This window comes from Polynucleobacter sp. es-MAR-4, assembly GCF_018882055.1.
GTDB lineage: Bacteria > Pseudomonadota > Gammaproteobacteria > Burkholderiales > Burkholderiaceae > Polynucleobacter.
In genome coordinates this window covers 889,760-915,180 of record NZ_JACVPF010000001.1, presented here as the reverse complement: position 1 = coordinate 915,180, position 25,421 = coordinate 889,760, and the positions used below count along the sequence as shown (strand labels likewise).

The 25,421-nt window shown below is 47.3% G+C and carries 24 protein-coding genes and 1 pseudogene; 12 read left to right on the top strand and 13 right to left on the bottom strand.

Annotation, left to right across the window (positions count from 1 at the left end):
• Positions 1-759, bottom strand: a complete 759-nt coding sequence (hda, locus tag ICN16_RS04630; protein ID WP_216134802.1) for a DnaA regulatory inactivator Hda — start codon at positions 757-759, stop codon at positions 1-3.
• Positions 760-771: 12 nt separating this feature from the next.
• Complete coding sequence (locus tag ICN16_RS04625) at positions 772-1,761, bottom strand: AI-2E family transporter (RefSeq protein WP_216134799.1); 990 nt, start codon at positions 1,759-1,761, stop codon at positions 772-774.
• A gap of 73 nt (positions 1,762-1,834) precedes the next feature.
• On the opposite strand from ICN16_RS04625, the gene purM reads away from it, so the two are divergent.
• Positions 1,835-2,887 (top strand): phosphoribosylformylglycinamidine cyclo-ligase, encoded by a 1,053-nt coding sequence (purM, locus tag ICN16_RS04620; RefSeq protein WP_216134797.1) that lies wholly within the window; start codon positions 1,835-1,837, stop codon positions 2,885-2,887.
• 13 nt (positions 2,888-2,900) lie between these two features.
• Here the strand turns inward: purM and miaA are convergent, their stop codons facing one another.
• The gene (gene miaA / locus ICN16_RS04615) at positions 2,901-3,905 is read right to left on the bottom strand and encodes a tRNA (adenosine(37)-N6)-dimethylallyltransferase MiaA (protein WP_216134794.1); all 1,005 of its coding nucleotides are present in this window, start codon (positions 3,903-3,905) and stop codon (positions 2,901-2,903) included.
• 67 nt (positions 3,906-3,972) lie between these two features.
• Here miaA and ICN16_RS04610 point away from each other — a divergent pair, with 67 nt between their 5' ends.
• A complete protein-coding gene (locus ICN16_RS04610; RefSeq protein ID WP_216134791.1) occupies positions 3,973-4,632 on the top strand; it encodes a DedA family protein in 660 nt (219 codons plus the stop codon).
• A 26-nt stretch (positions 4,633-4,658) separates the two neighbouring features.
• Here ICN16_RS04610 and ICN16_RS04605 read toward each other — a convergent pair whose 3' ends face one another.
• Both ICN16_RS04605 and murJ read right to left on the bottom strand, forming a co-directional pair.
• Positions 4,659-5,501, bottom strand: a complete 843-nt coding sequence (locus tag ICN16_RS04605; protein WP_216134783.1) for a SirB1 family protein — start codon at positions 5,499-5,501, stop codon at positions 4,659-4,661.
• Between the two features lie 5 nt (positions 5,502-5,506).
• Positions 5,507-7,060, bottom strand: coding sequence for a murein biosynthesis integral membrane protein MurJ (murJ, locus tag ICN16_RS04600; protein ID WP_216134776.1), 1,554 nt, complete (start codon positions 7,058-7,060; stop codon positions 5,507-5,509).
• 153 nt (positions 7,061-7,213) lie between these two features.
• On the opposite strand from murJ, the gene rpsT reads away from it, so the two are divergent.
• The gene (gene rpsT / locus ICN16_RS04595) at positions 7,214-7,480 is read left to right on the top strand and encodes a 30S ribosomal protein S20 (protein ID WP_015421893.1); all 267 of its coding nucleotides are present in this window, start codon (positions 7,214-7,216) and stop codon (positions 7,478-7,480) included.
• A gap of 75 nt (positions 7,481-7,555) precedes the next feature.
• On the opposite strand, the gene ICN16_RS04590 is transcribed toward rpsT, so the two are convergent.
• The gene (locus ICN16_RS04590; protein ID WP_114691861.1) at positions 7,556-7,870 is read right to left on the bottom strand and encodes a DUF3579 domain-containing protein; all 315 of its coding nucleotides are present in this window, start codon (positions 7,868-7,870) and stop codon (positions 7,556-7,558) included.
• Positions 7,871-8,023: 153 nt separating this feature from the next.
• On the opposite strand from ICN16_RS04590, the gene argF reads away from it, so the two are divergent.
• From argF to ICN16_RS04575, 3 genes are read left to right on the top strand one after another with little or no spacing between them, the layout of a single operon-like run.
• Positions 8,024-8,971 carry an ornithine carbamoyltransferase gene (gene argF / locus ICN16_RS04585; RefSeq protein WP_216134726.1) on the top strand — a complete coding sequence of 316 codons (948 nt, stop codon included), beginning with the start codon at positions 8,024-8,026 and terminating at the stop codon, positions 8,969-8,971.
• 58 nt (positions 8,972-9,029) lie between these two features.
• On the top strand, positions 9,030-10,259 hold the full coding sequence (locus tag ICN16_RS04580) for an argininosuccinate synthase (protein WP_114653916.1): 1,230 nt from the start codon (positions 9,030-9,032) through the stop codon (positions 10,257-10,259).
• Positions 10,260-10,304: 45 nt separating this feature from the next.
• Complete coding sequence (locus ICN16_RS04575) at positions 10,305-10,610, top strand: pyrimidine/purine nucleoside phosphorylase (protein WP_216134724.1); 306 nt, start codon at positions 10,305-10,307, stop codon at positions 10,608-10,610.
• A 95-nt stretch (positions 10,611-10,705) separates the two neighbouring features.
• Here ICN16_RS04575 and ICN16_RS04570 read toward each other — a convergent pair whose 3' ends face one another.
• Both ICN16_RS04570 and ICN16_RS04565 read right to left on the bottom strand, forming a co-directional pair.
• Positions 10,706-11,161 carry a DUF192 domain-containing protein gene (locus ICN16_RS04570; protein ID WP_255533600.1) on the bottom strand — a complete coding sequence of 152 codons (456 nt, stop codon included), beginning with the start codon at positions 11,159-11,161 and terminating at the stop codon, positions 10,706-10,708.
• Positions 11,162-11,283: 122 nt separating this feature from the next.
• On the bottom strand, positions 11,284-11,487 hold the full coding sequence (locus ICN16_RS04565) for a cold-shock protein (protein WP_011903586.1): 204 nt from the start codon (positions 11,485-11,487) through the stop codon (positions 11,284-11,286).
• Between the two features lie 374 nt (positions 11,488-11,861).
• Here ICN16_RS04565 and clpS point away from each other — a divergent pair.
• The 3 genes and pseudogenes from clpS to ICN16_RS04550 all read left to right on the top strand — a co-directional run.
• Positions 11,862-12,119, top strand: a pseudogene (gene clpS, locus ICN16_RS04560) (ATP-dependent Clp protease adapter ClpS); the annotation flags it as partial.
• Positions 12,116-14,422 carry an ATP-dependent Clp protease ATP-binding subunit ClpA gene (gene clpA / locus ICN16_RS04555; RefSeq protein ID WP_216134714.1) on the top strand — a complete coding sequence of 769 codons (2,307 nt, stop codon included), beginning with the start codon at positions 12,116-12,118 and terminating at the stop codon, positions 14,420-14,422. The pseudogene clpS and the gene clpA, both read left to right, overlap by 4 nt.
• A gap of 123 nt (positions 14,423-14,545) precedes the next feature.
• The gene (locus ICN16_RS04550) at positions 14,546-15,790 is read left to right on the top strand and encodes a dicarboxylate/amino acid:cation symporter (RefSeq protein ID WP_216134711.1); all 1,245 of its coding nucleotides are present in this window, start codon (positions 14,546-14,548) and stop codon (positions 15,788-15,790) included.
• Positions 15,791-15,799: 9 nt separating this feature from the next.
• On the opposite strand, the gene dut is transcribed toward ICN16_RS04550, so the two are convergent.
• The 5 genes from dut to ICN16_RS04525 are packed head-to-tail and all read right to left on the bottom strand — an operon-like array spanning position 15,800 to position 21,854.
• Entirely contained in the window at positions 15,800-16,249 is a 450-nt protein-coding gene (gene dut, locus ICN16_RS04545; protein WP_216134708.1) for a dUTP diphosphatase, read from the bottom strand.
• A 51-nt stretch (positions 16,250-16,300) separates the two neighbouring features.
• Positions 16,301-17,512 (bottom strand): bifunctional phosphopantothenoylcysteine decarboxylase/phosphopantothenate--cysteine ligase CoaBC, encoded by a 1,212-nt coding sequence (gene coaBC, locus ICN16_RS04540; RefSeq protein ID WP_216134705.1) that lies wholly within the window; start codon positions 17,510-17,512, stop codon positions 16,301-16,303.
• A gap of 9 nt (positions 17,513-17,521) precedes the next feature.
• Positions 17,522-18,016 (bottom strand): signal peptidase II, encoded by a 495-nt coding sequence (gene lspA / locus ICN16_RS04535; RefSeq protein ID WP_216134702.1) that lies wholly within the window; start codon positions 18,014-18,016, stop codon positions 17,522-17,524.
• Between the two features lie 33 nt (positions 18,017-18,049).
• The gene (gene ileS / locus ICN16_RS04530; RefSeq protein ID WP_370625612.1) at positions 18,050-20,929 is read right to left on the bottom strand and encodes an isoleucine--tRNA ligase; all 2,880 of its coding nucleotides are present in this window, start codon (positions 20,927-20,929) and stop codon (positions 18,050-18,052) included.
• Positions 20,904-21,854, bottom strand: coding sequence for a bifunctional riboflavin kinase/FAD synthetase (locus ICN16_RS04525; protein WP_216134696.1), 951 nt, complete (start codon positions 21,852-21,854; stop codon positions 20,904-20,906). The genes ileS and ICN16_RS04525 overlap by 26 nt, the downstream gene beginning before the upstream one ends.
• A gap of 51 nt (positions 21,855-21,905) precedes the next feature.
• Here ICN16_RS04525 and purN point away from each other — a divergent pair, with 51 nt between their 5' ends.
• From purN to ICN16_RS04510, 3 genes are read left to right on the top strand one after another with little or no spacing between them, the layout of a single operon-like run.
• Complete coding sequence (gene purN / locus ICN16_RS04520; RefSeq protein ID WP_216134686.1) at positions 21,906-22,535, top strand: phosphoribosylglycinamide formyltransferase; 630 nt, start codon at positions 21,906-21,908, stop codon at positions 22,533-22,535.
• Positions 22,532-24,133 carry an RsmB/NOP family class I SAM-dependent RNA methyltransferase gene (locus tag ICN16_RS04515; protein ID WP_216134683.1) on the top strand — a complete coding sequence of 534 codons (1,602 nt, stop codon included), beginning with the start codon at positions 22,532-22,534 and terminating at the stop codon, positions 24,131-24,133. The genes purN and ICN16_RS04515 overlap by 4 nt, the downstream gene beginning before the upstream one ends.
• Positions 24,134-24,163: 30 nt before the next feature.
• Positions 24,164-25,363: an acyl-CoA desaturase gene (locus ICN16_RS04510; RefSeq protein WP_216134680.1), complete on the top strand. Its 1,200-nt coding sequence runs from the start codon at positions 24,164-24,166 to the stop codon at positions 25,361-25,363.
• The last annotated feature ends 58 nt before the right edge of the window (positions 25,364-25,421 follow it).

Here is a 25,421-nt window from a genome sequence, read left to right as displayed (position 1 = left end):
TTATTTGGGCTGTAAGAGCTCTCTAACGAGAGGTAAGGTCACGGCACGTTTTGTTTCTAGTGAATAGGCATCCAAAGCATCAATCAAAGCCATGAGGTTAGGCATATCGCGATAAAAGCGATTTAATAGCCAAGGTAGTACATCTGGCGATAAAACCAAGCCACGCGCTTGCGCTGCTTGCTGTAAGGCCTCTATTTTCTCATCATCGCCTAAAAGGTGAGTTTGAAAGATCAAACCCCAACCCAATCTAGTGCGCAAGTCCTCTCTGAGCCTTAAGGCACCAGGGGCAGCATTGCCAGCCATGAAAATATGAACCGCTTTGCTACCTTGAATGGCATTCAGAATACGAAATAAGGACGCTACCAAGCGTTCATCTAGTCGATCCACGTCATCTACAGTGATTACGGATGGCTTATCACTTAAGCAGAGGGTGGGCAGGCTTTCTTCTAGGCGTACCCAGGAAATCGGCTCATTGGGGGTGAGGGGGAAGTGCTCCAAACCCAATTCCTGGGCGGCATCGCCAATAGCGCTAAGCAAATGGGTGCGACCAGAGCCTTCTGGTCCCCACCAATAGATCCAGCGTTTGTTCAGAAGGTTTTCACTAGCCTCTCTTGGGGTGTTTATTTCCCAAGCTTTAACTAAAGCTAGTAAGGCTGAGTGCAGTGCTAGATTTTCTCCGGCTAAAAAATTACTTAAGCTGGGCTTGGGCGTATGACCAATGTCGAGCGCAAACTGTTTTGGTAGTGAGGAGTTATTCATTACTGCTGAAATTTACTTTTGATACCAAGAGCTTTGAGTGTAGCGTGACCAACCGTATTGCAAAAGCACTAAGCCGACTGCGCTTGTGGGTAATGCTAGTAGTACGCCAAAGAAGCCAAACAACTTTCCGAATAACAACAAGGCAAAGAGCACGGCGACTGGATGTAAACCAATTCGCTCCCCGACCAGGCGAGGTGTAAGGAAGAAGCCTTCAATGAATTGCCCTAGTCCGTATAAGATCAGGACGCCAATGATTGCACCACCAGGCCCAAACTGTAAAAGAGCTGCGAGGATGGCCAAGGTGAAACCTAAGGTAATGCCAATATAGGGGATCACAATCATGAGTGCGGTGAAGACGCCTAAGGCCACAGAACCTTTAATGCCAATCGCACTTAATCCAACGCTATAGAAAACTGACATGATGGAAATGACGATCAGCATGCCACGGAGATATTGCGATAACAAACCATCGGTATGCATGGCGAGGTGATGAACAGTTTCTTGCGCACGCAGAGGCACAATTTTTTTAACTAGTTGAAAAAAATGATCCCAGTCGATTAATAGATAAAACATCACAAAAAGGATCAGAACTGCATTCACAAATCCGGCGATAACAGAGCTGCCTGAAGTCAGAACCGTCTCCAAAGTGGAGGATATGAGTGCCTCAGAATTGTCATTGAAGTGCTCGGTAATCTTTTGGGTGGCGCTGAACTTGAGGGCACTCCAATCCATATGGATGTTTAATTCGCTTAACTTAGGTCCAAGCCAGGATTGGGTATTTTGGATCCAGGTCGGAAATTGAGCCTTGATGAGGGGAATTTCAGTTTTGAGGAGGGTGATAAACAGGCTCAAAATCAAAAAACACACTCCCAAGCCAATAATCATGGCAATCCCAGCCGCGGCGGCGCGGGGTAGGCGATGCCTCTCAAGCCACAAGCAAACTGGGCGTAAGGCATAAGCCAGAATAAATGCAGTTAGAAAAGGGGTAAAAATTTCAGCCATCGTGCTCGAATCCTCTAGAATTCAATGATTCTACCGACCAAGTAACGTTTTTTACTAATCTTCTATCTCTGCCATGAACTCACCTACCAATTCTTCCTCAAAAGGCCTTTCCTACCGTGACGCTGGTGTCGACATCGACGCTGGGGATGATTTGGTAGATCGCATCAAGCCTTTGGCCAAGAAAACCATGCGCGAAGGCGTATTGGCGGGTATTGGTGGCTTTGGTGCCCTGTTTGAGGTGCCAAAACGCTACAAAGAGCCAGTATTGGTATCTGGCACTGACGGTGTGGGTACAAAACTCAGATTGGCCTTTGAGTGGAATCGTCATGACACGATCGGTCAAGATTTAGTGGCAATGAGTGTGAATGACATTTTGGTTCAGGGTGCTGAACCCCTCTTTTTCTTGGATTACTTTGCTTGCGGCAAGCTCACTGTTGATACTGCTGCGACGGTAGTTGGCGGAATTGCTAAAGGTTGTGAATTGTCAGGTTGCGCACTCATTGGTGGCGAAACTGCTGAAATGCCTGGCATGTATCCTCCAGGTGAATACGACTTGGCTGGCTTTGCCGTTGGCGCAGTTGAAAAATCGAAAATTATTACTGGCGCAACAATTACTCCTGGCGATGTAGTTTTAGCGATTGCTTCGAGTGGCGCACATTCCAATGGTTATTCATTGGTTCGTAAGATTATTGAGCGTGCTGGCGCCAAGCCAACTGATGATTTAGGTGGCCGTTCTTTGGGTGATGTTGTAATGGCCCCTACACAAATTTATGTCAAGCAGTTGTTGAAGTTGATCGGTGAGGTCAATGTGAAGGGCATGGCGCACATCACTGGTGGTGGCTTAGTGGACAACGTACCACGCGTACTCCCAGAAAATACGCAAGCTGTATTGCATCGCGATAGCTGGCAAATGCCAGAGCTCTTCCGCTGGTTGCAGATGAAGGGTGGCGTAGCAGATGCAGAAATGGTGCGCGTGTTTAATTGCGGTATCGGTATGGTGGTGATCGTTACTGCCGATCAAGCGGATGCTGCAATCCAATCACTCAAAGCTGAAGGTTTGCATGCTTGGACTGTTGGCGAGGTTGTAGAGCGTCCAGCTGGCGCACCGCAAACTATCGTTATTTAATATTCAGCAAAGCCTATTTGCTTAGGCTTTGTTTGCAGTACTCTATGGCCGCTTTCAACTCATCTGGGTTGAAGGGGTCAAATGTTTTTCTTCCTGCAATTGCGCGTAACCAAGTTAACTGTCGTTTGCCAAGCTGTCTAGTCGCGGCCAGTGCTTTGTAGCGCATTTCTGCATGATCCACTTCGCCAGATAAATATTCCCAGACTTGTCGATAGCCAACGGAGCGAATCGCGGGTAGGTCGCCATGTAAGCCTGGATTCTTTCTGAGTAACTCAACTTCCTCTAATAGTCCCCCGACAAGCATTTCATCAAATCGTCTTTCTAGATTCTGATGCAGACGTGATCGATCGCTTGGCTCTAGTGAGATCAGATTAATCCATTCTGGAATGGCTGAACCTTCTCTGCCATCTTCGCTTGGCGACTCTGCCAGCAGTTCTGACATCGCTTTACCAGTGATTTCATAAACCTCTAAAGCGCGCTGCACCCTTTGAGAATCATTCGGCTGTAAACGTGCGGCAGTAATAGGGTCTACTTTGGCTAATTCAGAATGCATCGCGGGCCAACCAATAACCTTGCCTTGCCCATCTAGGCGGGCACGGATTATTGGGTCTGCTGGCGGTAGGGAGGATAGGCCGTATGCCCAAGCTCGCCAATACAACATCGTGCCCCCCACCACAACGGGAATATGTCCGCGATGACGAATTTCTTCGCATAGTCGCTTAGCATCATTGGCAAAGCGCGCCGCTGAATAGGATTCGGTAGGCTCCAAGATGTCGATCAAGTGGTGCTGAACTGCAGCTTGTTCAGCCTTGGTTGGTTTGGCGCTGCCAATATCTAGGCCACGATATACCAAGGCGGAGTCCATGCTGATTAATTCAACGGTATGGCCAATAGATTTGGCATGTTCTGCCAATGTCATAGCGAGATGGGTTTTGCCTGCGCCTGTAGGGCCAACAATACAGAGTACGGGTGGCCGATCAAGAGAATGCGTAGGCTGAATGTGAAGTTCAGTTTGCATATCTCATTATAGGAATGAATTCTCTGAATCTGTGTGGCTGGCCTGTTAATATTCTTGCAACAAATACATGGAGCATGATTTGATCGATACCTTATTGCAGTTGGGCGATTTGCTGTTACACATTGATCGTCATTTGGATGTGGTGATTCAGCAATACGGCTATTGGGCTTATGGACTACTCTTTGCTATCGTTTTTGCAGAGACTGGTTTAGTAGTTGCTCCATTTTTGCCAGGTGATTCATTATTGTTTATTGCTGGAGCCTATTGTGCTACTGAGCATTTCAATCTCTGGACTCTTTGCATTGGATTGTTAATCGCTGCCATTGCTGGCAATACCGTGAATTACTTTATTGGTCGCTGGATTGGTGAAAGAATTTTTAGTAGCCAGTCACGCTGGATTGATCAAGCAGCTTTGCGTAAGACGCACTCTTTTTATGAGAAGCATGGCGGCAAGACAATTATCGTGGCCCGCTTTTTACCGATCATTCGCACCTTTGCACCTTTTGTTGCAGGTGTTTCAGCAATGAACTTCTCTCGCTTCCAGCTATTCAATGTGACTGGCGCACTCTTGTGGGTTTTTGGTTTAGTTGTTGCCGGTTACTTCTTTGGCAACATTCCCATCATTCGTCAAAACCTGAATGTGATTGTGTTGATTGGTATTGGTGCGGCAGCTATTCCAATTGTGCTGGCCGCGCTATACAAAATATTTCAGCGCAAAAAGAAATAAAAAATAAGATTACTCAAGAGGACTGCTTAGTGCAGCTTGGTTTGGCTTTCAAGCGTGGCGATGTGCTCACGAATATCTGCCGCATCTTCTGCACCCGGCATTTCACTTAAGTAGTGATGAAGATCGGCTAGTGCAGGGCGAACATACTCTAGTTGCGCAAAGATCAAGCCCCGATCACGAACCTCTTCGGTTGAATCTGGCAACAAGATCACTAGACGCTCTTGAATGCCTAGCAGTCGCTCCCAGCGCTCATCTTCTGAATAAATCATTTTGAGATTTCTCATAAAGCGCGAGAGAATTTCTCGAGAGCTCGAGGCTCTTAAGAAAATATTCAATGGCAGGCTGAGCTCACCACGATAGCCTTTGGCATCAAGATATGGGTCGAGCATTTCTTGCAATTGATTTTTTGAAAGAGATTCGCCATTTAATGGATCCATGATGATTTCACCTTGTTGCAGGGAGATGCGCATCATGAAGTGGTTAGGGAAAGATACACCACGAATATTCAAGCCAATTTGCTGCCCGAGCTCCATCATCAAGATCGCCAATGAGATTGGAATTCCGCGACGATTTTCAATGATCTGATGAAGATAAGAATTTTCGGGCGCGTAGAAGTCATTCGGGTTGGGGCCAAAACCCAACTCGTTATAAAAGAAATGCTTGAGCAACTGTAGGCGCTGAATGGGTGGCGTATCTGGAGTAATGCGTTGCTTGAGCTTGTTGCCCCATTGATCAATCTGATCTAGCACCCCCTGAACATCAAGGTCCGGGTAGGCATGCTGTGCAACTGCTACTGTCGCCTCGGTTAAGGGGAAGTGTTCGTCTTCAGCAACGAGGGAGGTGAAATAGTCGAGTTGTTGTGTTGGCATAAAAGCTATTTTGCATGACGTAGGAATTTTTGCCAGCGAATACCAACAAGCCCTAAGGCAGCAAAATAAATCACGGCAGCGGCAGCTAGCCAGGCAGCTACTAGCCCTATCCGAGTCCAGGGAGTGGATTGCAGTGCTATCCAATTATGGGCACTAGCCGCGTAATACAAGAGGAATGTAAAGGGGATCAGGGCAAGCAAGAGCTGTCCTAAATACTTTAACCAAGCGGCGCTTGGCAGAGCGCCACGTCGATGCAGACCCACCCACAGCAGTGCGGCATTCAGGCATGCGCCAGCACCAACGGAGAGTGCAAGTCCAGCATGTCCTAACCAAGGAACGAAAACCAAATTGGCTAATTGGGTTGCCACTAAGACAAGCAAGCCAATTTTGACTGGCGTGCGAATATCTTGTCGAGAGTAAAAGCCAGGAGCCAAGATCTTCACCAAAATGAGGCCAATTAGTCCAACGCCATAGGCTGCCAGCGCACGCTGTGTCATTAAGACATCCAAGGCATTGAACTTACCGTAGTGATACAGCACTGCTGCTAGAGGCTCCCCAAAGATAAATAGAGCTATCGCGCAAGGGGCGGCTAGTAAAAAGGTGAGCTGCAAACCCCAGATTAGGAGTTCACCGGCATGCACCAAATCATTTTTTGCATTGGCCTTGCTTAAGCTTGGCAGTAAGACTGTTCCCAGCGCAACACCCAAGAGGGCCGTAGGAAACTCCATCAGGCGATCTGCATAAGATAGCCAGGACACACTCCCCGCCTGTAAGCGAGAGGCAATATTGGTGTTGATGATGAGGGAAATTTGGGCGACTGATACTGCAAATACGGCAGGCCCCATGAGTTTCATGACGCGCCTTGCATCCGGATTTTTAACTGCTGCTTTTATTGCGCCTGGCAAAAGGCCCACTCGAGGCAATAGGCCTAGGCGGGAGAGTGCTGGAACCTGAATCGCAAGCTGCAAGAATCCGCCCAAGAGAACTCCAATGCTCAAGGCATAAATTGGCTGATCTAGATGGGGCGCCAAAAAGATGGCGCTACCGATGAGGGCTAAATTGAGTAAAACAGGGGTAAATGCTGGAATGGCAAAGCGGCCAAAGGTATTGAGGATCCCAGCAGACAGGGAAACCATGGAAATGAGACCAATGTAGGGGAACATGATGCGGGTCATGACTACGCTCGCCTCATAGGCAGGGCCACCCTCAAAGCCGGTGGCAATCACCAGAATCAGCAAGGGCGCGCCAATGACTCCAAGTAGTACCGTGAGCAGCAAAGCCCAAAATAAGAGCGTAGCAACGGCATTTACGAGGATCTGGGACTGTTTTACATCCCCTTTGCTCGAAATTTCCCCCAAAATGGGCACAAATGCCTGGGAAAAGGCCCCTTCGGCGAAGAGTCGACGTAGCAAATTAGGAAGCCTGAAGGCCACATTAAAGGCGTCAGTCCACTCTGAAGCCCCAAAACTACGGGCAATCAGGGTCTCCCGGAGAAGTCCGGTAATCCTGGAGAGCATTGTGAGTGAACTAACCTTGGCGGCAGCAGAAAGCAGATTCATGGGCCAATTTTCCCCTATTTATCAAGCGACTGGGCTTTTTTAGTCCTTTAATGTAAAATCTTGGGTTTTGGTGAGTCAGCTTACAAATTTGGCGAACCCACGCAGATTTTCAGTTAATCGTATTTTGTAATTTTTATATAGCAAGGTTTAAAGATGGCCAATACCGCACAAGCGCGTAAACGCGCACGGCAGGCAGTAAAACAGAATGAACACAACTCCAGTTTGCGTTCAAAGCTTCGCACTTCCATTAAGGCAGTTCGTAAAGCAATTGAAACTGGCGACAAGGCTGCTGCAGCTAAAGTGTTCGCAGCAACTCAATCAACAATCGATAAGATTGCTGATAAAAAGATTGCTCACAAAAATACTGCATCACGTCAGAAGTCACGTTTGTCTGCAGCCATTAAGGCAATGGCAGCGTAAGACTTTTATAGTTTTAGGCAGACTCTAGAGTAATCTGAGTCTAAGCCCGCTCCTTATCAGAGCGGGTTTTTGTTTTTAGGACTGGGATTGCGAATTCGGTTCGAACTCGCAGGCCTCTTCGATTGGCAGGCTATTGTCTTTGGCAAAGTTCATGACAAAGTCGAGTGCTCTCGGATCGAGGTCTCTTAGTCTGGTATCAATAACAACGCATTTCACTTTTGCAATAACCACTGGTCTGACATAAGGCGAGTAAGTGAAGCGGGGGTCGCCAGCATCGCCTGGTGGGCGAAAAGTGGCCATTACTCCGCAAAGGCGTTCGGCCCAGTCGCTGGGGCGAAAAGGTTTGCCAGAAGTTGTAATGCCTTGAATGAAAAGCTTTTTGTGGTTCAAGTTGGCGTAAAAATCGTTGTAAGGAATCAGTGTTGCTCAGCCCTCTAGCTTAACAGTCTGCGAAGGCCTTAAGATGACTTTAGGAACTATTTTCGTGCAGTTCGATGCTCAAAACAAAAAATGCAAGCTAAAACTCTAGTAGAAAGCTCAACAATGACATCTTTGGCAAAGCCCCAAGTGCCTGGCCAGGTTAAGCATTACTTGCAGTTTGCTGATCTGACGCGCGAAGAGTATGACTACCTCCTTAAACGCTCTGCTTGGCTCAAGACCAAGTTTAAGAGTTATGAGACTTGGCATCCCTTGCATGATCGCACTCTAGCGATGATCTTTGAGAAGCACTCAACTCGCACTCGCCTTTCTTTTGAGGCGGGCATACATCAGCTTGGTGGCCACGCCGTTTACCTGAATACCCGCGATACCCAGTTGGGCCGTGGTGAGCCTGTAGAGGATGCTGCGCAGGTGATTTCCAGGATGACTGACATCATCATGATTCGCACCTTTGGGCAAGAAATTATTGAGCGCTTTGCCGCCAATTCTCGTGTGCCCGTGATCAACGGCTTAACTAATGAATATCATCCTTGCCAAGTCTTGGCTGACATCTTTACCTTTGTGGAGGCGCGCGGTCCAATTCAAGGTAAAACAGTTGCTTGGGTGGGTGATGCCAATAATATGGCTTACACCTGGATTCAGGCGGCAGAGTGTTTAGATTTTCAAATCCGCTTCTCTGCTCCTGGCGGTTATCAGCTCGATGACTCCAGATTGACTGCTAAAGCATTAAAGCATCTCACCGTTTGTAGCGATCCAAAAGACGCTTGCAAAGGCGCTGACTTGGTTACCACTGATGTATGGACCAGTATGGGCTATGAGGATGAAAATACTTCTCGTATGGCCGCCTTCAAAGACTGGATGGTGGATGAGGAGTTAATGTCTTTGGCCAAGCCAGATGCGTTGTTCATGCATTGCTTGCCAGCACATCGCGGTGAAGAGGTTTCTGCAGAAGTGATCGATGGCCCTCAGAGTATTGTTTGGGAAGAGGCTGAAAATCGTTTGCATGTTCAAAAGGCTTTGATGGAGTATTTACTCTGCGGTCGTTTGGATTAATTTTTTAAGAAATTTGTTTTGTTAGTTATTGGTTAATTTTTTTGATTGAATAGAAATCATGTCTGATATTAAAAAAGTAGTTCTAGCGTATTCCGGCGGTCTTGACACTAGCGTGATCTTGAAATGGCTTCAAGATACTTATCAGTGTGAGATCGTCACCTTTACTGCCGATTTAGGTCAGGGCGAAGAGCTTGAGCCGGCACGCGCTAAAGCGCTGCAGTTCGGCATCAAGCCGGAAAATATTTTTATCGATGACTTGCGTGAAGAGTTTGTACGTGACTTTGTATTCCCGATGTTCCGTGCCAATACGATTTATGAAGGTGAGTATCTCTTAGGTACTTCTATTGCACGTCCTTTGATTGCTAAACGCCAAATTGAAATTGCTCGCCAAACTGGTGCTGATTCTGTATCGCATGGTGCTACCGGAAAAGGTAATGATCAGGTCCGTTTTGAGCTAGGCTACTACGCACTCGAGCCAGGAATCAAAGTAATCGCCCCTTGGCGTGAATGGGATTTACTCTCTCGTGAAAAATTGATGGCCTATGCGGAGAAGCATGGCATTCCTGTTGAGATGAAGCATAAGCAAGGTGGCTCACCATATTCTATGGATGCCAACTTGTTGCATATCAGCTATGAAGGTCGTCATCTTGAGAACCCAAATGCTGAAGCTGAAGAGTCGATGTGGCGTTGGACGGTTTCTCCTGAGAAGGCTCCAGACACCCCAGAAATTATTGAAATTGAATTCCGCGCTGGTGATCCAGTTGCTATTAACGGTAAGGCATACAAGCCGCACGAGTTGTTAGCTGAGCTCAACCGCATCGGTGGTATGCATGGCATTGGCCGCCTTGATTTGGTTGAGAACCGGTTCGTGGGTATGAAGAGCCGTGGCTGCTATGAGACTCCTGGCGGCACTATCTTGCTAAAAGCGCACCGCGGTATTGAGAGTATTACCTTGGATCGTGAGGTAGCTCACCTCAAGGATGACTTGATGCCACGTTACGCTAGTTTGATCTACAACGGTTTATGGTGGGCGCCAGAGCGTCTAGCTTTGCAAACCTTGATTGATCACACTCAACAGATGGTCAATGGTGTTGTTCGCTTGAAGCTCTACAAAGGATCCGTCTCCGTGATCTCACGTGATTCAGCGAACACGCTGTTTGATCAGACTATCGCAACCTTTGATGATGACGGTGGTGCATACAACCAAGCCGACGCCGGTGGATTTATTAAGCTCAATGCTTTGCGTATGCGAATTGCTGAAACTGCAAGACGTAAGCGCGCTAAATAATTCAAATAAATAACAAACTAGTAATTCAGATTAGAAAGAATAAAGATGCAATTTGATCAAGTTTCTGTAGGCAAAAAAGCCAATGTATTTTTTGATGGTAAGTGTGTATCTCATACCGTGACTTTGCCAAACGGCATTCGCAAGTCAGTTGGCGTTGTACTGCCAAGCACTTTACGTTTTGACCTCAGCACTAAAGAAGTTATGGAAGTGGTTGACGGTAATGCGTTTGTTAGCATCAACGGCGCTCCAGAAGTCGAGTTCAAGGCTGGCCAAAGCTGGGAAGTGGAAAAGGGTGGTTATTTCATCATTCGCGCCGAGTCTCCAGTGCACTATGTTTGTCACTTTGAATAAGTAGTTGAGCAAGCAAGAGGAGCGCTCCTCTTGTATCCAAAAGAAAACGCAGACCGAGGTCTGCGTTTTTGTTTCTATAGACGAAAGACAAACTTTTATTTCTTGGGTAACCCTTGAATGACTGTACCTGGCACGATGACTCTCTCAGAGAACCACTGTTTGTTCATCTCTAGGGCATAGCGAACGGGCGCTTTAGGGCAGTGGTTATTGGTGGTCTCGGCTTGCATCTCTTCGATATTCACAATCTTGCCATCATCAGCAATAAACGCAATCGACAGCGGAATCTTGGTGTTGTTCATCCAGAAACAATGCCCAGCTTTTTGTTCAAAGACAAATAACATCCCGGAGTTGGTGGGCATGCTAGTCCGATTCATGAGTCCAACTTCGCGGGCCTTTGGTGTATCAGCTAACTCCGCCTGTATGCGATAGATGCCAGTCTTGAGTTCAATCGTTGGTAGGCCAACATTCTGTTGTGCAAACGTAGTGCTTGAAAAGCTGCTGACAATCACTGCCAATGAAAATACGAATTGTTTGATATTGGGTAAGCGCATGTTATTTTAAGTGATGGGTGTAAGTGGGAGTAATTCTAAGGCAGGGCTGGTAAGACAAGAAAATACAGGCGAAAAAAAACCCAGGAACAAGTCCTGGGTTTTTAGTAATGATCTAAAGCAGATTAAGCTGCTTGGATATTAGTAGCTTGTTTGCCTTTAGGGCCTTGGGTAATGTCAAACGTTACCTTTTGGTTTTCCTTGAGGGTTTTGAACCCAGGCATTGTGATTGCGCTGAAATGCGCAAACAACTCTTCTTCACCATCATCAGGTTTGATAAAGCCAAAACCTTTTGCATCATTGAACCACTTAACAATTCCGGTCGCCATGCGAACTCCATTACATAAACTTAAAACAACCGTGATGAGGGTGAATACTTTTTAATCAGTCTCGCTCTACAACACGCCTAAATAGGACTTCAAATAAAGCCTACCCCCTGATTGTTTGCCCTTTATGGTGGGGTGTCAAGGGGTTGAGTAAAGATAGTTACTGCTAAAGACCCCTTTTTTTATCGAAAAATGCCCCAATATGGGGTTAAGGGGCCTTTCTTGATGGTTTTTTGCAACAAAGCCCCCAAATCCAAATTTTTATATCTGTGTTTAGAATGATTCACATGAGTCGTACAACGAAAAATCCTACGGTTGGCAATCCAAACAACCCCCATATTGAAGACACCATTCTTCTCGAAAAGCAGGCCGAGAAACTAAAGGCGCCTTCGATGTATAAAGTTTTACTATTGAATGACGATTACACGCCAATGGAATTTGTGGTGATGGTTATTCAGGAGTATTTTAATAAAGATCATGAGACAGCTACACGGATCATGTTGCAGGTTCATTTAGTTGGCAAAGGCATTTGCGGTGTATTTACACGTGATGTTGCGGCAACAAAAGTGCATCAAGTTATCGAGCTCTCCCGCGAAGCGGGTCACCCACTACAGTGCACTATGGAGGAAGCATGATTGCCCAGGAACTAGAAGTCAGTTTGCACATGGCGTTTGTTGACGCACGAGCTTCAAGACATGAATTCATTACGGTCGAGCATTTGCTTGCCGCCTTGTTGGATAACGCAACCGCAGTCGAGGTTTTAAAAGCCTGCGCTGCCAATATTGCTGAGCTGCGTGCGCAACTTAAAAACTTTATTAATGACAACACGCCTGTTGTCCCTGGTAACGATGAAGTTGATACGCAGCCAACCTTAGGTTTTCAGCGCGTGATTCAGCGCGCCATCATGCATGTGCAATCTACTTCAAATGGCAAGAAAGAGGTTACTGGCGCTAACGTGCTCGTCGCTATCTTTGGTGAAAAGGATTCGCATGCGGTTTACTTCTTGCAGCAGCAGGGTGTGACTCGTTTAGATGTGGTGAACTTTATTAGCCATGGTGTTCGCAAAGATCAGGCTGAGCAAGTGAAGCCTGCCGAATCTACTCAAGAGGCTGAAGAGGCTGGTTCTGGCGGCAAAGAGAGCCCTCTAGAGCAATACACCCAGAACCTCAATGTTCTGGCTAAGCAGGGCAAGATTGACCCTCTAATTGGGCGCGATAGCGAAGTCGAGCGAGTGATTCAGGTGCTGTGCCGTCGTCGTAAAAATAACCCACTATTGGTGGGTGAGGCTGGCGTTGGTAAGACTGCAATCGCAGAAGGTCTGGCCTGGAGAATTGTGAAGGGCGATGTGCCTGAGATCTTGGCGGATGCGACAGTCTACTCATTGGATATGGGTGCGCTATTAGCCGGTACTAAGTACCGTGGAGATTTTGAGCAACGCTTGAAGAGTGTGCTGAAGTCTTTAAAAGACAGTGCGCATGGCGTTTTATTTATCGACGAAATTCATACGCTTATAGGTGCTGGCGCTGCATCGGGTGGGACATTGGATGCAAGCAATTTATTGAAGCCTGCACTGTCAAATGGTCAGCTCAAATGTATCGGTGCAACTACCTTTACCGAATACCGTGGCATTTTCGAAAAAGATGCAGCCTTGTCACGTCGATTCCAGAAGGTGGATGTAGTTGAGCCAACGGTTGATCAGACTGTGCAAATCTTGCGTGGCTTGAAGTCACGCTTTGAAGAGCATCATGGTGTTAAATACGCCTCCGCCGCTTTGGTAGCCGCGGCTGAACTATCTTCCCGCTATATCAATGATCGCCATTTACCAGACAAGGCAATTGATGTGATTGATGAGGCTGGTGCGGCTCAGCGCATCCTGCCAAAATCTAAGCAGAAGAAAACCATTGGTCGTCCTGAGATTGAGGAGATCGTTGCGAAGATTGCTCGGATACCACCGCAGTCTGTCACTGTAGATGACCGTAGTAAGTTGCAAACACTAGATCGCGATATTAAGAGTGTCGTATTTGGTCAGGATCCTGCAATTGAAGCTTTGGCGAGCGCCATCAAAATGACTCGTGCTGGTCTTGGCAAGATCGATAGGCCAATTGGATCATTCTTGTTCTCTGGCCCAACTGGTGTGGGTAAGACTGAAGTTGCTAAGCAGCTTGCGTACATCTTGGGTATTGAGCTTCTACGCTTTGATATGTCTGAGTATATGGAGCGTCATGCTGTCAGCCGCTTAATTGGCGCGCCTCCAGGGTATGTTGGCTTTGATCAAGGTGGCTTGCTAACTGAGGCCGTCAACAAGAAGCCGCATTGCGTTCTATTGCTCGATGAGATTGAAAAAGCGCATCCAGATATTTTCAATATTCTCTTGCAGGTAATGGATCATGGCACCTTGACCGATAACAACGGTCGCAAGACTGATTTCCGCAATGTCATCATCATCATGACAACCAATGCTGGAGCAGAAGCCATGCAGAAGTCCACCATTGGCTTTACCAATGCGCGTGAGTCTGGTGATGAGATGGCGGATATCAAGAAATTCTTTACTCCAGAGTTCCGTAACCGCTTGGATGCGATTGTTTCCTTCAAGGCTCTTGATGAAACCATCATCATGCGTGTAGTAGATAAGTTCTTGATGCAGTTGGAAGAGCAATTGCATGAGAAGAAAGTCGATGCGACCTTTAGCCCAGCATTGCGTGCGCATCTAGCCAAGCATGGCTTTGACCCGCTCATGGGTGCAAGACCAATGCAGCGCATTATTCAGGATACGGTTCGTAAAGCCTTGGCTGATGAATTGCTATTCGGTAGATTGGCACAGGGCGGTCATGTGGACGTTGATATTGATGCTGATGGCAAAGTTCAGCTTCAGTTTGATGCCCCGGTCTTGAGAGGTAAAGCTCCCAAGGCAGATGTAGCGCCAGTTGAAGAAATTTAACTACTTCTATCGCTAAAGCTAGATTACTAAAAAGCCACCTTCGGGTGGTTTTTTAGTTCTGCGATGATGTGTGGGGCTTAAAATTGCGGCATCAAATTTTTTGCCTGCTAAAACTGGATTTGTATGACGTCTAAAAAATTAACGCACTTTATTCTTGCTGCAATGATCTTGGGGATTATTGCGGGATATCTCATCTATCAATTTGGGGCTGAGTCTGGTTTGGCTAATCAGTATGTGAGTTATGTATCCATATTGACGGATATTTTCTTGCGACTAATCAAGATGATTATTGCGCCACTAGTATTCGCGACATTGGTGGTCGGAATAGCTCGAATGGGTGATGCATCCACTATTGGACGTGTTGGATTAAAAACCTTTAGCTGGTTTATCGCGATGTCCGGCGTATCCCTGCTTTTAGGGCTCTTAATGGTGAATTTGCTTGATCCTGGTGTTGGTGTAAATCTGCCCATTCCTGAACTAGGTGCCAGTACGGGACTTAGCAAGGGTGGATTTAACTTAGCCCAATTTATTCAGCATATTTTCCCAACCAGCATTGTTGACTCGATGGCGAAAAATGAGATTTTGCAGATTGTTGTTTTCGCCTTATTTTTTGGTGTTGCGGCGGGCAGTATGGGGCCGCGGGCAGAGGAATTAGTTCGTAATTTAGACATGCTCTCACACATCATGTTGAAAATTACTACCGCAGTAATGAAGTTTGCTCCAGTGGCAGTATTTGCCGCAGTCTCTACTGTAATTGCTGAAAATGGTGTTGGAATACTGATGACTTACGGCAAGTTCATGTTGAGTTTTTATTGTTCTATTTTGTTATTGTGGCTAGTCATTATTTTGATCAGCGCATTGGTCTTAAAAGGCCGCACCTTCCAATTGGTATCCATGCTTCGCCAGCCCGTCCTTTTGGCGTTTTCAACTGCAAGCTCAGAAGCTGCCTATCCTATGACCCTTGAGCAAGTCGAGCGATTTGGTTGTAAGAATAAAATTGCTTCTTTTGTTTTGCCTGTGGGCTATTCATTTAATTTGGATGGCTCAATGATGTATTGCTCATTTGCTGCCCTCTTTATTGCCCAGGTTTATTCCATAGAAATGGAGATCTCTCAGCAACTCATGATGTTGCTTGTCTTAATGATTACATCCAAAGGGATAGCTGGGGTTCCTCGCGCGTCATTAGTGGTGATTGCTGCAACCTTGACGCAATTTAATTTGCCTGAGGCGGGCGTCTTATTAATTCTGGGGGTTGATCACTTCTTGGATATGGCGCGCTCTGCAACCAATGTATTGGGTAATGGATTGGCTACTGCGGTAATTTCTAAATGGGAGGGTGAATTAGACCCTCACCAATCCAATCTATAAAGTGCGGATTTAGCCTCTTCCTGTGCTGCCAAAGCCACCTGCGCCGCGGCTACTTTCTGTGAACTCTTCAACTACTTTGAGTTGCACGTGTTGCACTGGCATCACTACTAACTGAGCCAGGCGCTCCATAGGCTCGAGCTTGAATGTTGTGGAGCCGCGATTCCAAGTACTGACCATGAGTTGGCCTTGGTAGTCAGAGTCAATTAATCCCACTAGATTTCCGAGAACGATGCCATGCTTATGGCCTAGGCCAGAGCGCGGGAGGATGAAGGCGGCATAGCTTGGGTCTTCTACATAAATCGCTAAACCTGTTGGCACAAGTACAGTTTGGCCGGGAGCAATTTCAATGGCATCATCAATGCAGGCGCGCAAATCTAAACCAGCACTCCCTGGTGTGCCATAGCTTGGCAACTGATCGCGCATACGTTCATCGAGAATTTTGACTTGAAGTTGTTGCATGAAATTTCCTAAATCAGAATAAAAATAATTGGGATTGCGGCGAAATTGAAATTAGATTTTTTTGGCAACCAGCTGAATAAGCTGACGTGCCAGTTGCAGCTTTTCAGCTTTGGCAATTTTCTTGATACCACCCTCATCAATGATGAGGAGTTGGTTGAGATCGCTGCCAAAAGTATCTGGACCAATATTGCCCGCTACCATCGGGATGGCTTTGCGCTTACGCTTCTCTTCGGCATGCTTTTGCAGATCGGTAGATTCAGCCGCAAAGCCCACGCAATAAGGGTGTACCTTGCCAGCTTTGGTTTTGACCGTTTTAGCCATATCGGCAAGAATGTCTGGGTTGGCTACAAACTCTAAGTTTGGAGCTTGCTTACCTTGGCGTTTAATCTTTTCTTTCGCTGGCTTGGCAATGCCCCAGTCAGCCACCGCAGCAACTGCAAAGAAAATATCGCAGTCGGAAGATTGCATTGTGGCTGCGTGCATTTCTTTGGCGCTGACCACATTAGTGCGCGTAATTTTTCCAGTTGCTTCTAGTGGAGTTTCCAGGTCACAAGGACCTGCAATGATATGAACTTCTGCGCCAGCCTCTACAGCGGCACGTGCAATTGCAAAACCCATCTTTCCGGAGCTGCGATTAGTGATGCCGCGAACGGGGTCAATAGCCTCAAATGTAGGGCCAGCAGTAATGAGTACACGCTTGCCTGCCAAAGGTTTCTTCTGAAAGAAGGCAACGAGTTGTTCGGTAATTTCTGCAGGCTCGAGCATGCGTCCGTAGCCTACTTCGCCACATGCCTGAAAGCCACTTGCTGGACCAAGTAAAGCAACTTTATCTTCAAGCAGGCGTTGCGCACTTCTTTGAGTCGCATCATGTTCCCACATCTGCTTGTTCATGGCGGGTGCAAGTAATAGCGGGCAATCTCTCGCTAGGCAGAGAGTAGTAAGCAAATCATCTGCCAAGCCGAGAGAGAGCTTGGCCATCAGATCCGCACTTGCTGGCGCAATCAGAATGGCATCTGCCGCTCTAGAGAGTTCAATATGGGCCATATTATTAGCAATGCTGCTATCCCATTGGCTGGTGTAAACCGGATTACCTGTAAGCGCCTGCATGGTGACTGGCGTCACAAATTGCTGAGCAGCCTCTGTCATTACTACTTGGACGCTGGCACCCTCTTGCATCAACTGACGTGCCAGCTCAGCAGCCTTGTAGGCAGCAATGCCGCCAGAAATGCCCAGAACGATTTTCTTATTTAAAAGTGATTGCATGGCACCAGCTTAATGGGGTTGAGGGGTTTTGCCAAATGACTTGCGTAGCTCGGACCAGATGATGAGCCCAGCGCCAATGCAAATGGCGCTATCGGCAATATTGAATGCTGGCCAATGCCAATTGGCGTAATGCAGGTCAATAAAGTCCACTACAGCCCCATACATAATGCGATCCAGGACGTTGCCTAGTGCACCCCCTAGGATCAGGCTAAGAGCCCAGCAAAGCATTTTGTCGCCGAGGCTCTTGCGCAGTAGCCAAAGGATATAAGCAGATGCTGCTAAACCAAGGGCCGTAAAGAACCAGCGCTGCCAACCCGAGCTCTGCGCTAAAAAAGAAAATGCCGCGCCGGGATTAAAAAGCAGTAACCAGTTCATGAATGGCAGAACGGGTTCAGGAATGCCCAGCTGAAGATTACTGAGCGCAGACCATTTACTCAGTTGGTCTAGTAAAAGCGTCACGATCGCAATCGCTAGATAACGAAGAAAAGTTAGGTTTGTGCTCATTTACCTTGATTGGTTTGCTGATTCGCTTGTTTATTAAGCAAACAAGCGCGCTTCACCATCCCCAAAGAGATTGCTGATGCAGCGGCCGCATAACTCTGGATGTTCAGCATTTCCACCAACATCGGCAGTGTGATGCCAGCAACGACCACATTTCTTATATTGACTGCCTCGCACAAGGACTTCTAGACCACCATTACTCAATTCAATATTGGCACTAGAGGTAATGGTGACAAAGCGCAAGTCATCTTCAAGAGAATGCAAAATTGCAAAATCAACATCACCCACTTTAATGGTAAGTTCTGCTTGCAAAGATGAGCCTACATTGCCAGCTTCACGCTCAATCTCAATTGCCTTGGTTACCTCGGAGCGAATTTCTCGAACACGGTTCCATTTGGCTAGAAGTTCGTTGGCGTGAGCGATTTCTGGGAAAGTGCCGAATTCTTCCATGAAGATGGATTCACTTAACTTCTCATCCGCACCATGCGGGAATGACAACCATGCTTCCTCAGCTGTAAAGGAGAGGAATGGGGCAAGCCATTTCAGTAGATTGCGAGTGATGTGAAAGAGGGCATTCTGTGCTGCGCGACGCTCTTTAGAGTCTGGCGCGCTTGTATAGAGGCGGTCTTTCAGAATATCTAAGTAGAAGCCGCCCAAATCTTCTGAGCAGAAGGTAAGCATGCGCGCTACAGCTGGCTGGAACTCATAAGCCTTGTAGTGGGCCTGAACATCCTGCTGCAACTGATTGGCGAGTGCAACAGCATAGCGATCAATCTCTAGCCATTCACTTGGGGGCATTGCATGCTTGCTTGGATCAAAGTCAGATAAATTGGCCAATAAGAAACGCAATGTATTGCGAATACGGCGATAGCTTTCCACCACCCGTTTCAGAATCTCATCGGAGATAGTCATCTCGCCGGAGTAGTCGGTAGATGCAACCCAGAGACGAATAATTTCCGCACCCAACTTATCGGCAACCTGCTGAGGGGCAATCACGTTGCCTACAGACTTACTCATCTTGCGACCTTGACCATCAACAGTAAAGCCGTGCGTCAGGAGGGCCTTGTATGGTGGCTTGCCATCGAGCATAGCGCCCGTAAGAAGGGAGGAGTGGAACCAGCCGCGATGTTGATCTGAACCCTCAAGATATAAATCAGCTAAACGACCATTGGCGCTTTCGGCCTCAGGGCGATAGAGCTCGTTGCGGTGTGAGCCACGAATAACGTGCCAGTGTGTAGTGCCGGAATCAAACCAGACATCCAGGGTATCGCGATTCTTTTCGTATTGAGCGGCTTCTTCGCCAAGCAGTTCAGCCACTTCGAGTTTTTGCCAAGCTTCGATACCTTCTTTCTCAACACGCTTTGCAATTTCTTCAAGCAATTCAACCGTGCGTGGATGAGGCTCACCACTTTCCTTGTGAACAAAGAAAGCCATTGGAACACCCCATTGGCGCTGACGTGACAAGGTCCAGTCTGGGCGGTTAGCAATCATGCTGTTTAAGCGCTGCTTACCCCAAGCCGGGAAGAACTCCGTGTTCTCGATACCCGCTAATGCAGTCTCACGCAAACTTGCGCTGCCATCGGATGGCTTCTTGTCCATGCTCGCAAACCACTGTGAGGTCGCGCGATAAATGATCGGCGACTTGTGGCGCCAGCAGTGCATGTAAGAGTGGGTGTAAGTTTTATCTCGCAAGAGGCTGCCTGCTTCACGCATGGCTTCAACAATCTTCGGATTGGCTTTCCAAATATATTCATTGGCAAAGAGTGGTAACCAAGATGCGTAGACGCCATTACCCATGACTGGGTTCAAGATATCTTTATCAGCCAATTTATTTGCCTTGCAAGACTTAAAGTCTTCTTCGCCATATGCTGGGGCAGAGTGCACAACACCTGTACCAGTATCTAAGGTGACGTATTCAGCAGGGTAGATTGGTGAGAGGCGTTTGTATCCCTCATGCAATGGAGCGAGCGGATGCCAGAAAGAGATATTGGCTAACTGACTACCTAAACAAGTGCCAATCACCTTGCCTTCAAGACCAAAATCTTCCAGGCAAGTTTCTACGCGGTCTTCTGCCAAGATGAGTAATTTATCGCCCGTGTCTACCAAGGCATAGCTGAGCTCCGGGTGAACATTGAGCGCTTGGTTCGATGGAATGGTCCAAGGAGTTGTTGTCCAAATCACAATCATTCCAGGCTTTGCTGGAATTTCAGATAGGCCAAATGCTTTAGCTAGTTGAGGACGCTGTGCATCATCAAAGGCAAATCCAACATCTACTGTTGGATCAGTTTTATCTTGATATTCCACTTCAGCTTCAGCCAATGCAGAGCCGCAATCAAAACACCAGTTGACAGGCTTTAGTCCGCGGAAGACATATCCCTTTTCCCAGATCTTCCCAAGCGCACGAATTTCATCCGCTTCATTGCGGAAGTTCATGGTGAGGTAGGGGTTGTTCCAGTCGCCCAGAACACCTAAACGCTCAAAATCTTTCTTTTGCTTATCTACTTGCACCTTAGCGTAGGCGCGCGCTTTTGATTGAACTTCAGCAGTCGGTAAATTTTTGCCAAATTCTTTTTCAATCTGAATCTCAATCGGCATGCCATGGCAATCCCAGCCTGGAACGTATGCAGAGTCGAAGCCCATTAACCAGCGAGACTTCACGATCATATCTTTGAGGATCTTATTTACCGCATGACCAATATGAATATCACCGTTTGCATATGGGGGGCCATCATGCAAGATGAACTTTGGTTGATTGGCATGAGCCGCACGAATCTTTTCGTAGAGTTTATTTTTCTGCCACTGTGCAACCCATTGCGGTTCACGTTTCGGTAAATCTCCACGCATCGGAAACGATGTTTCTAGAAGATTGACGGGATAAGAGTTTTCTTTTTCAGACATAAGTTTTTTTCTGGAAATAATTTCTGGCATGCGCTGCATCAGATGCAATCGCTTTAGTAAGAGTGTCGAGGTCGGAGTATTTCGCCTCATCACGGATTTTTTCTAAGAGCTCTACGGTAATAATTTTTCCGTAGACATCTGCGTTGTAATCAAAGATGTGAGTCTCAAGCAATACGCGACCCTCATCTTCGACCGTTGGCCTAACGCCGAGACTGGCTACAGCAGGCAAGGGCTTATCTCCAAGACCCAATACTTGGGCGGTAAAGATACCGGAGCATGCAGGCTTACGATGATGTAGGTGATTGGCAACAGCGAGATTGAGTGTGGGGAAGCCTAAAGTGCGACCCAGCTTTTGTCCATGAATGACGTGGCCAGAGATGCCATAAGAGCGCCCTAATAATTTGCTAGCTTGGCTCATGTCGCCATTGGCTAATGCATTGCGCAGTGCTGAGCTAGAAATTCGTTCACCATCTTCTTGTACGGTGTGAATACTGGAAACCTCAAAACCAAATTGTTCGCCCGCTGCTTTGAGGCTTGCAAAATTGCCCGCGCGCTTTGCGCCGTAGCAAAAATCATCGCCAATCAAAATCCATTTGGCATTGAGCTGTTTGACAATAATTTCAGAAACGAACTCTTCGGGGGTGAGGCGGGCAAATGCGGAATTAAAGTGCTCGACCACAACGCGATCGATGCCAATGTCAGCAAAGGCAGCAAGCTTGTCGCGTAAATTGAGAATCCGAGGGGGCGCTTGTTCTGGGGAGAAGAATTCTTTTGGGTGTGGCTCGAAAGTCATGACACAGCTCACTAGACCGCGTTCTTGGGCGCCATCCTTCAGTTGCTTGAGCAGGGCGCGATGACCCCTGTGCACGCCATCGAAATTACCGATGGTTAAGGCACAAGCCGGTCCTGCAGAAAACTGGGTAGGGCCACGGAATACGTTCACTAAATCGCTTTCAGGGTCGCTTTCGGGGTAACCATCAATTATATTGTGGGCATGCCATCTATCGTCACCTTAATCTCAGGCCGCGGATCTAATTTCGAAGCCATCGTCAAAACAGCTCAAAAAGAGCAGTGGCCCGTCACTTTTGCGGGGGTGATTGCTAATCACTCTGCAGCTAAGGGCCTTGATTTTGCTCGCTCCCAAGGCATTCCTGCCTTTGCCATTGAGCACAAAGAGCATGCCACTCGCGAGTCCTTTGATGCTGCCCTAATCCAGAAAATCGATGAATTGGGGGCTGATTTAGTGGTTTTAGCCGGTTTCATGAGAATTCTGACCCCGGGCTTTATTCGTCATTTTGAGGGTCGCCTCATCAATATTCACCCAGCTCTGCTACCAGCCTTCCCGGGTTTGCATACCCACGAGCGGGCTTTGGAGGCTGGCGTAGCTGAGCATGGAGCCAGCGTGCATTTTGTAACTGAGGGTGTGGACGAAGGTCCCATCATCTGCCAGGCCTCAGTGCCAGTGCTTCCAGGCGATGATGCGGATAGTTTGGCAGCGCGAGTTTTGGCTGCCGAGCATCAGATTTACCCGCGGGCCGTAAAATGGTTCCTAGATGGACGATTGCGAATAGAAGGTAATCAAGTTCAGGTTCAACCACCGGAGTCGCAATTAATAAAATTATGAGTAAAGAACGTTCATCCCGCGGAGCCGGTGTTGGCTCAAAGTCTGGATCTAGATCTGGATCACGCCTAGGCCCACAAAAAAGTTACGCTGCTAAATCTAAAGATCCATTGCGCCGTCCGGAGCGTCGTAATGCGAGTGGCAACATCATTGCGCCAGAAGGTCAGAAAAACTTTTCTAATGCAAAAGCATTGCCACAGCATGCCATTCATTTAGAGCGCCTTCTACCGGAGTTGCTCAATTTCGAGCAACCTGCCGATCGTGTTGTGAGTCGGTATTTCCGCTCCGAGCCGCAACTAGGTAATCGTGATCGCGCCTTAATTGCTGAGAGTGCTTTTGCTATCTTGCGTCGTAAAAATGAGTTCTCACAATTTGCTTCAAGTGGTGAGGGATCACAGGCTAGACGCTTAGCCCTATTGGGTTTGCTGTCCGCTCTGTCTGAAGGTGGGCTTGGTTCTGCCAATCGTGCAGAAAGTGCCATTGCCGACTTAGCTCACGTGTTGAAGACAGGTGAGTATGAATGGTTGCAACGTTTTGCAACGGTCGACCCATCAGCACTCAATCCTTTAGTTCGAAACAATTTGCCAGAATGGTTGTGGGAAGCTTTTGGAAAATATCCTGGCGAAGAATCACGTGAAGAGTTAGCCAAATCATTGATGCACCCAGCTCTTTTGGATTTACGTGCGAACACCATGAAGACAACTCGTGAGCAATTGCTTGCTGAGATGAATGCTTTGGGTGGTCGCTATCAAGCAATCCCAACTCCTTATGCGCCAGATGGTGTTCGCATCATGGGTAAACCCGCTTTACAAAATACGGTTGGCTTTAAAGCGGGGATGTTTGAAGTGCAAGATGAAGGCAGTCAGTTGTTGGCTTACTTACTTGCCCCGAAACGTGGTGAGATGGTGGTGGACTTTTGTGCGGGTGCTGGCGGCAAGACTTTGGCGATAGGAGCAATCATGCGCTCCACAGGCCGTTTATATGCTCTTGATACATCAGAGCGTCGTTTGTCAAATTTGAAGCCGCGACAAGCTCGTAGCGGCCTCTCTAACGTCCATCCCGTATGGATTGATAGCGAGAATGACACCAAGATCAAACGTCTAGCCGGCAAGATTGATCGTGTTTTAGTAGACGCCCCTTGTAGCGGCATGGGTACTTTGCGCCGCAACCCCGATCTCAAATGGCGTCAGACTCCAGAGGGCGTTCTGGAGCTGAATCAGAAGCAAATGAATATCTTGGCCTCCGCAAGTCGTTTGCTAAAGCCGGGAGGCCGCTTGGTTTATGCCACCTGTAGCTTGTTGCCGCAAGAAAACCAGCAAATTGCAGAGGATTTCCTGGCAAAGAACCCTAATTTTGAGGCTGTTCCAGCCGCAGAAGTTCTTAAACCATTGTTTCCAAAGGATAAAATGCCTTTAGGATGTAGTCCGGATAACCCGTGGTGGCAGTTATGGCCCCATATTCACGGTACGGATGGCTTTTTCGGGGCTGTTTTCCAGAAGAAAGCCGCGGCCCCGACCCCTAAGGTCGATAAAGATGATCTAAAAGGCGAGAAAAAAGAGATCCAAGTCAAAACCAAGAAAGTTGCTAAAGAACTAAAATAAGGGTTTACACCACCTTTTAAGGAAACCCTTTTGAACTCAGCTTCAGTTTCAGGTTTTGATGCTTTTCTCAGCTGGCTTGCCAACGGCTACTTAGATTGGTCTTGGTGGCAGATCCTGGTTTTTACATTGGTGGCCACCCACATCACCATTGCAAGCGTCACTATCTTTCTGCATCGCTGCCAAGCGCACCGCGCTTTGGAATTGCATCCAGTCATGTCTCACTTTTTTCGGTTTTGGTTATGGCTAACCACCGGAATGGTGACTAAAGAGTGGGCGGCAATTCATCGCAAACACCATGCCAAGTGTGAGACTGTAGATGATCCACATAGCCCGCAAGTTCTCGGCATCAATACGGTGCTGTCTCGTGGCGCTGAGCTTTATAAAAAAGAATCCCACAATCAAGAGACCTTGGAGAAGTTTGGTCATGGCACGCCAGATGATTGGCTCGAGCACAACATTTACTCCAAATTTTCTTGGCAAGGTGTTGCCCTTATGTTGATCATTGATGTGTTCTTGTTTGGCGCTATTGGTTTAACCGTGTGGGCGGTACAGATGTTGTGGATCCCAATTACTGCTGCCGGAATTATTAATGGTATTGGGCACTACTGGGGCTATCGCAATTACGACTGTGAAGATGCTTCGACTAATATTTTCCCTTGGGGTATTTTGATTGGTGGCGAAGAACTACATAACAACCATCACACCTTTGCTACCAGCGCTAAGCTCTCTAGTAAGTGGTATGAGTTTGATATTGGCTGGATGTACATTCAGATGATGAGTGCTGTTGGCTTGGCTAAAGTGAAGAAGACTTCCCCTAAGCCGGTACTGAGCGACTTGCGTCCAGCCGATCAAGGTACGCTCGAAGCCATCATTGCTAACCGCTACGAAATCATGGCCCGCTATAGCAAGACCCTAAGCACCTTCTTTAACAACGAAGTTCAGCATATGCAAGTGTTAGCTGCCCACTTAAAAGATGCGCGCACTTGGTTGGGCAAGGATGAATCCCGCTTGACTGCGGATGAAAAAATTAAACTAGAAGAGTTGATGGCAACAAATGCGCAGTTGCGTAAGATGATTGAAATGCGCCGTGATTTGCAAGCCATCTGGAGCCGCTCTAATGCCACAGGTGATCAATTAGTTTCTCAGCTGCATACTTGGTGTCAGCGTGCTGAAGAAAGTGGTTTATCGAGTCTGCGTGACTTCTCTCTGAGATTGCGTCGCTACGCTTAAGGAAATAACTAAGGCAATAAAAAACCCGCTGGTTTAGCGGGTTTTTTATTTGCAGCAA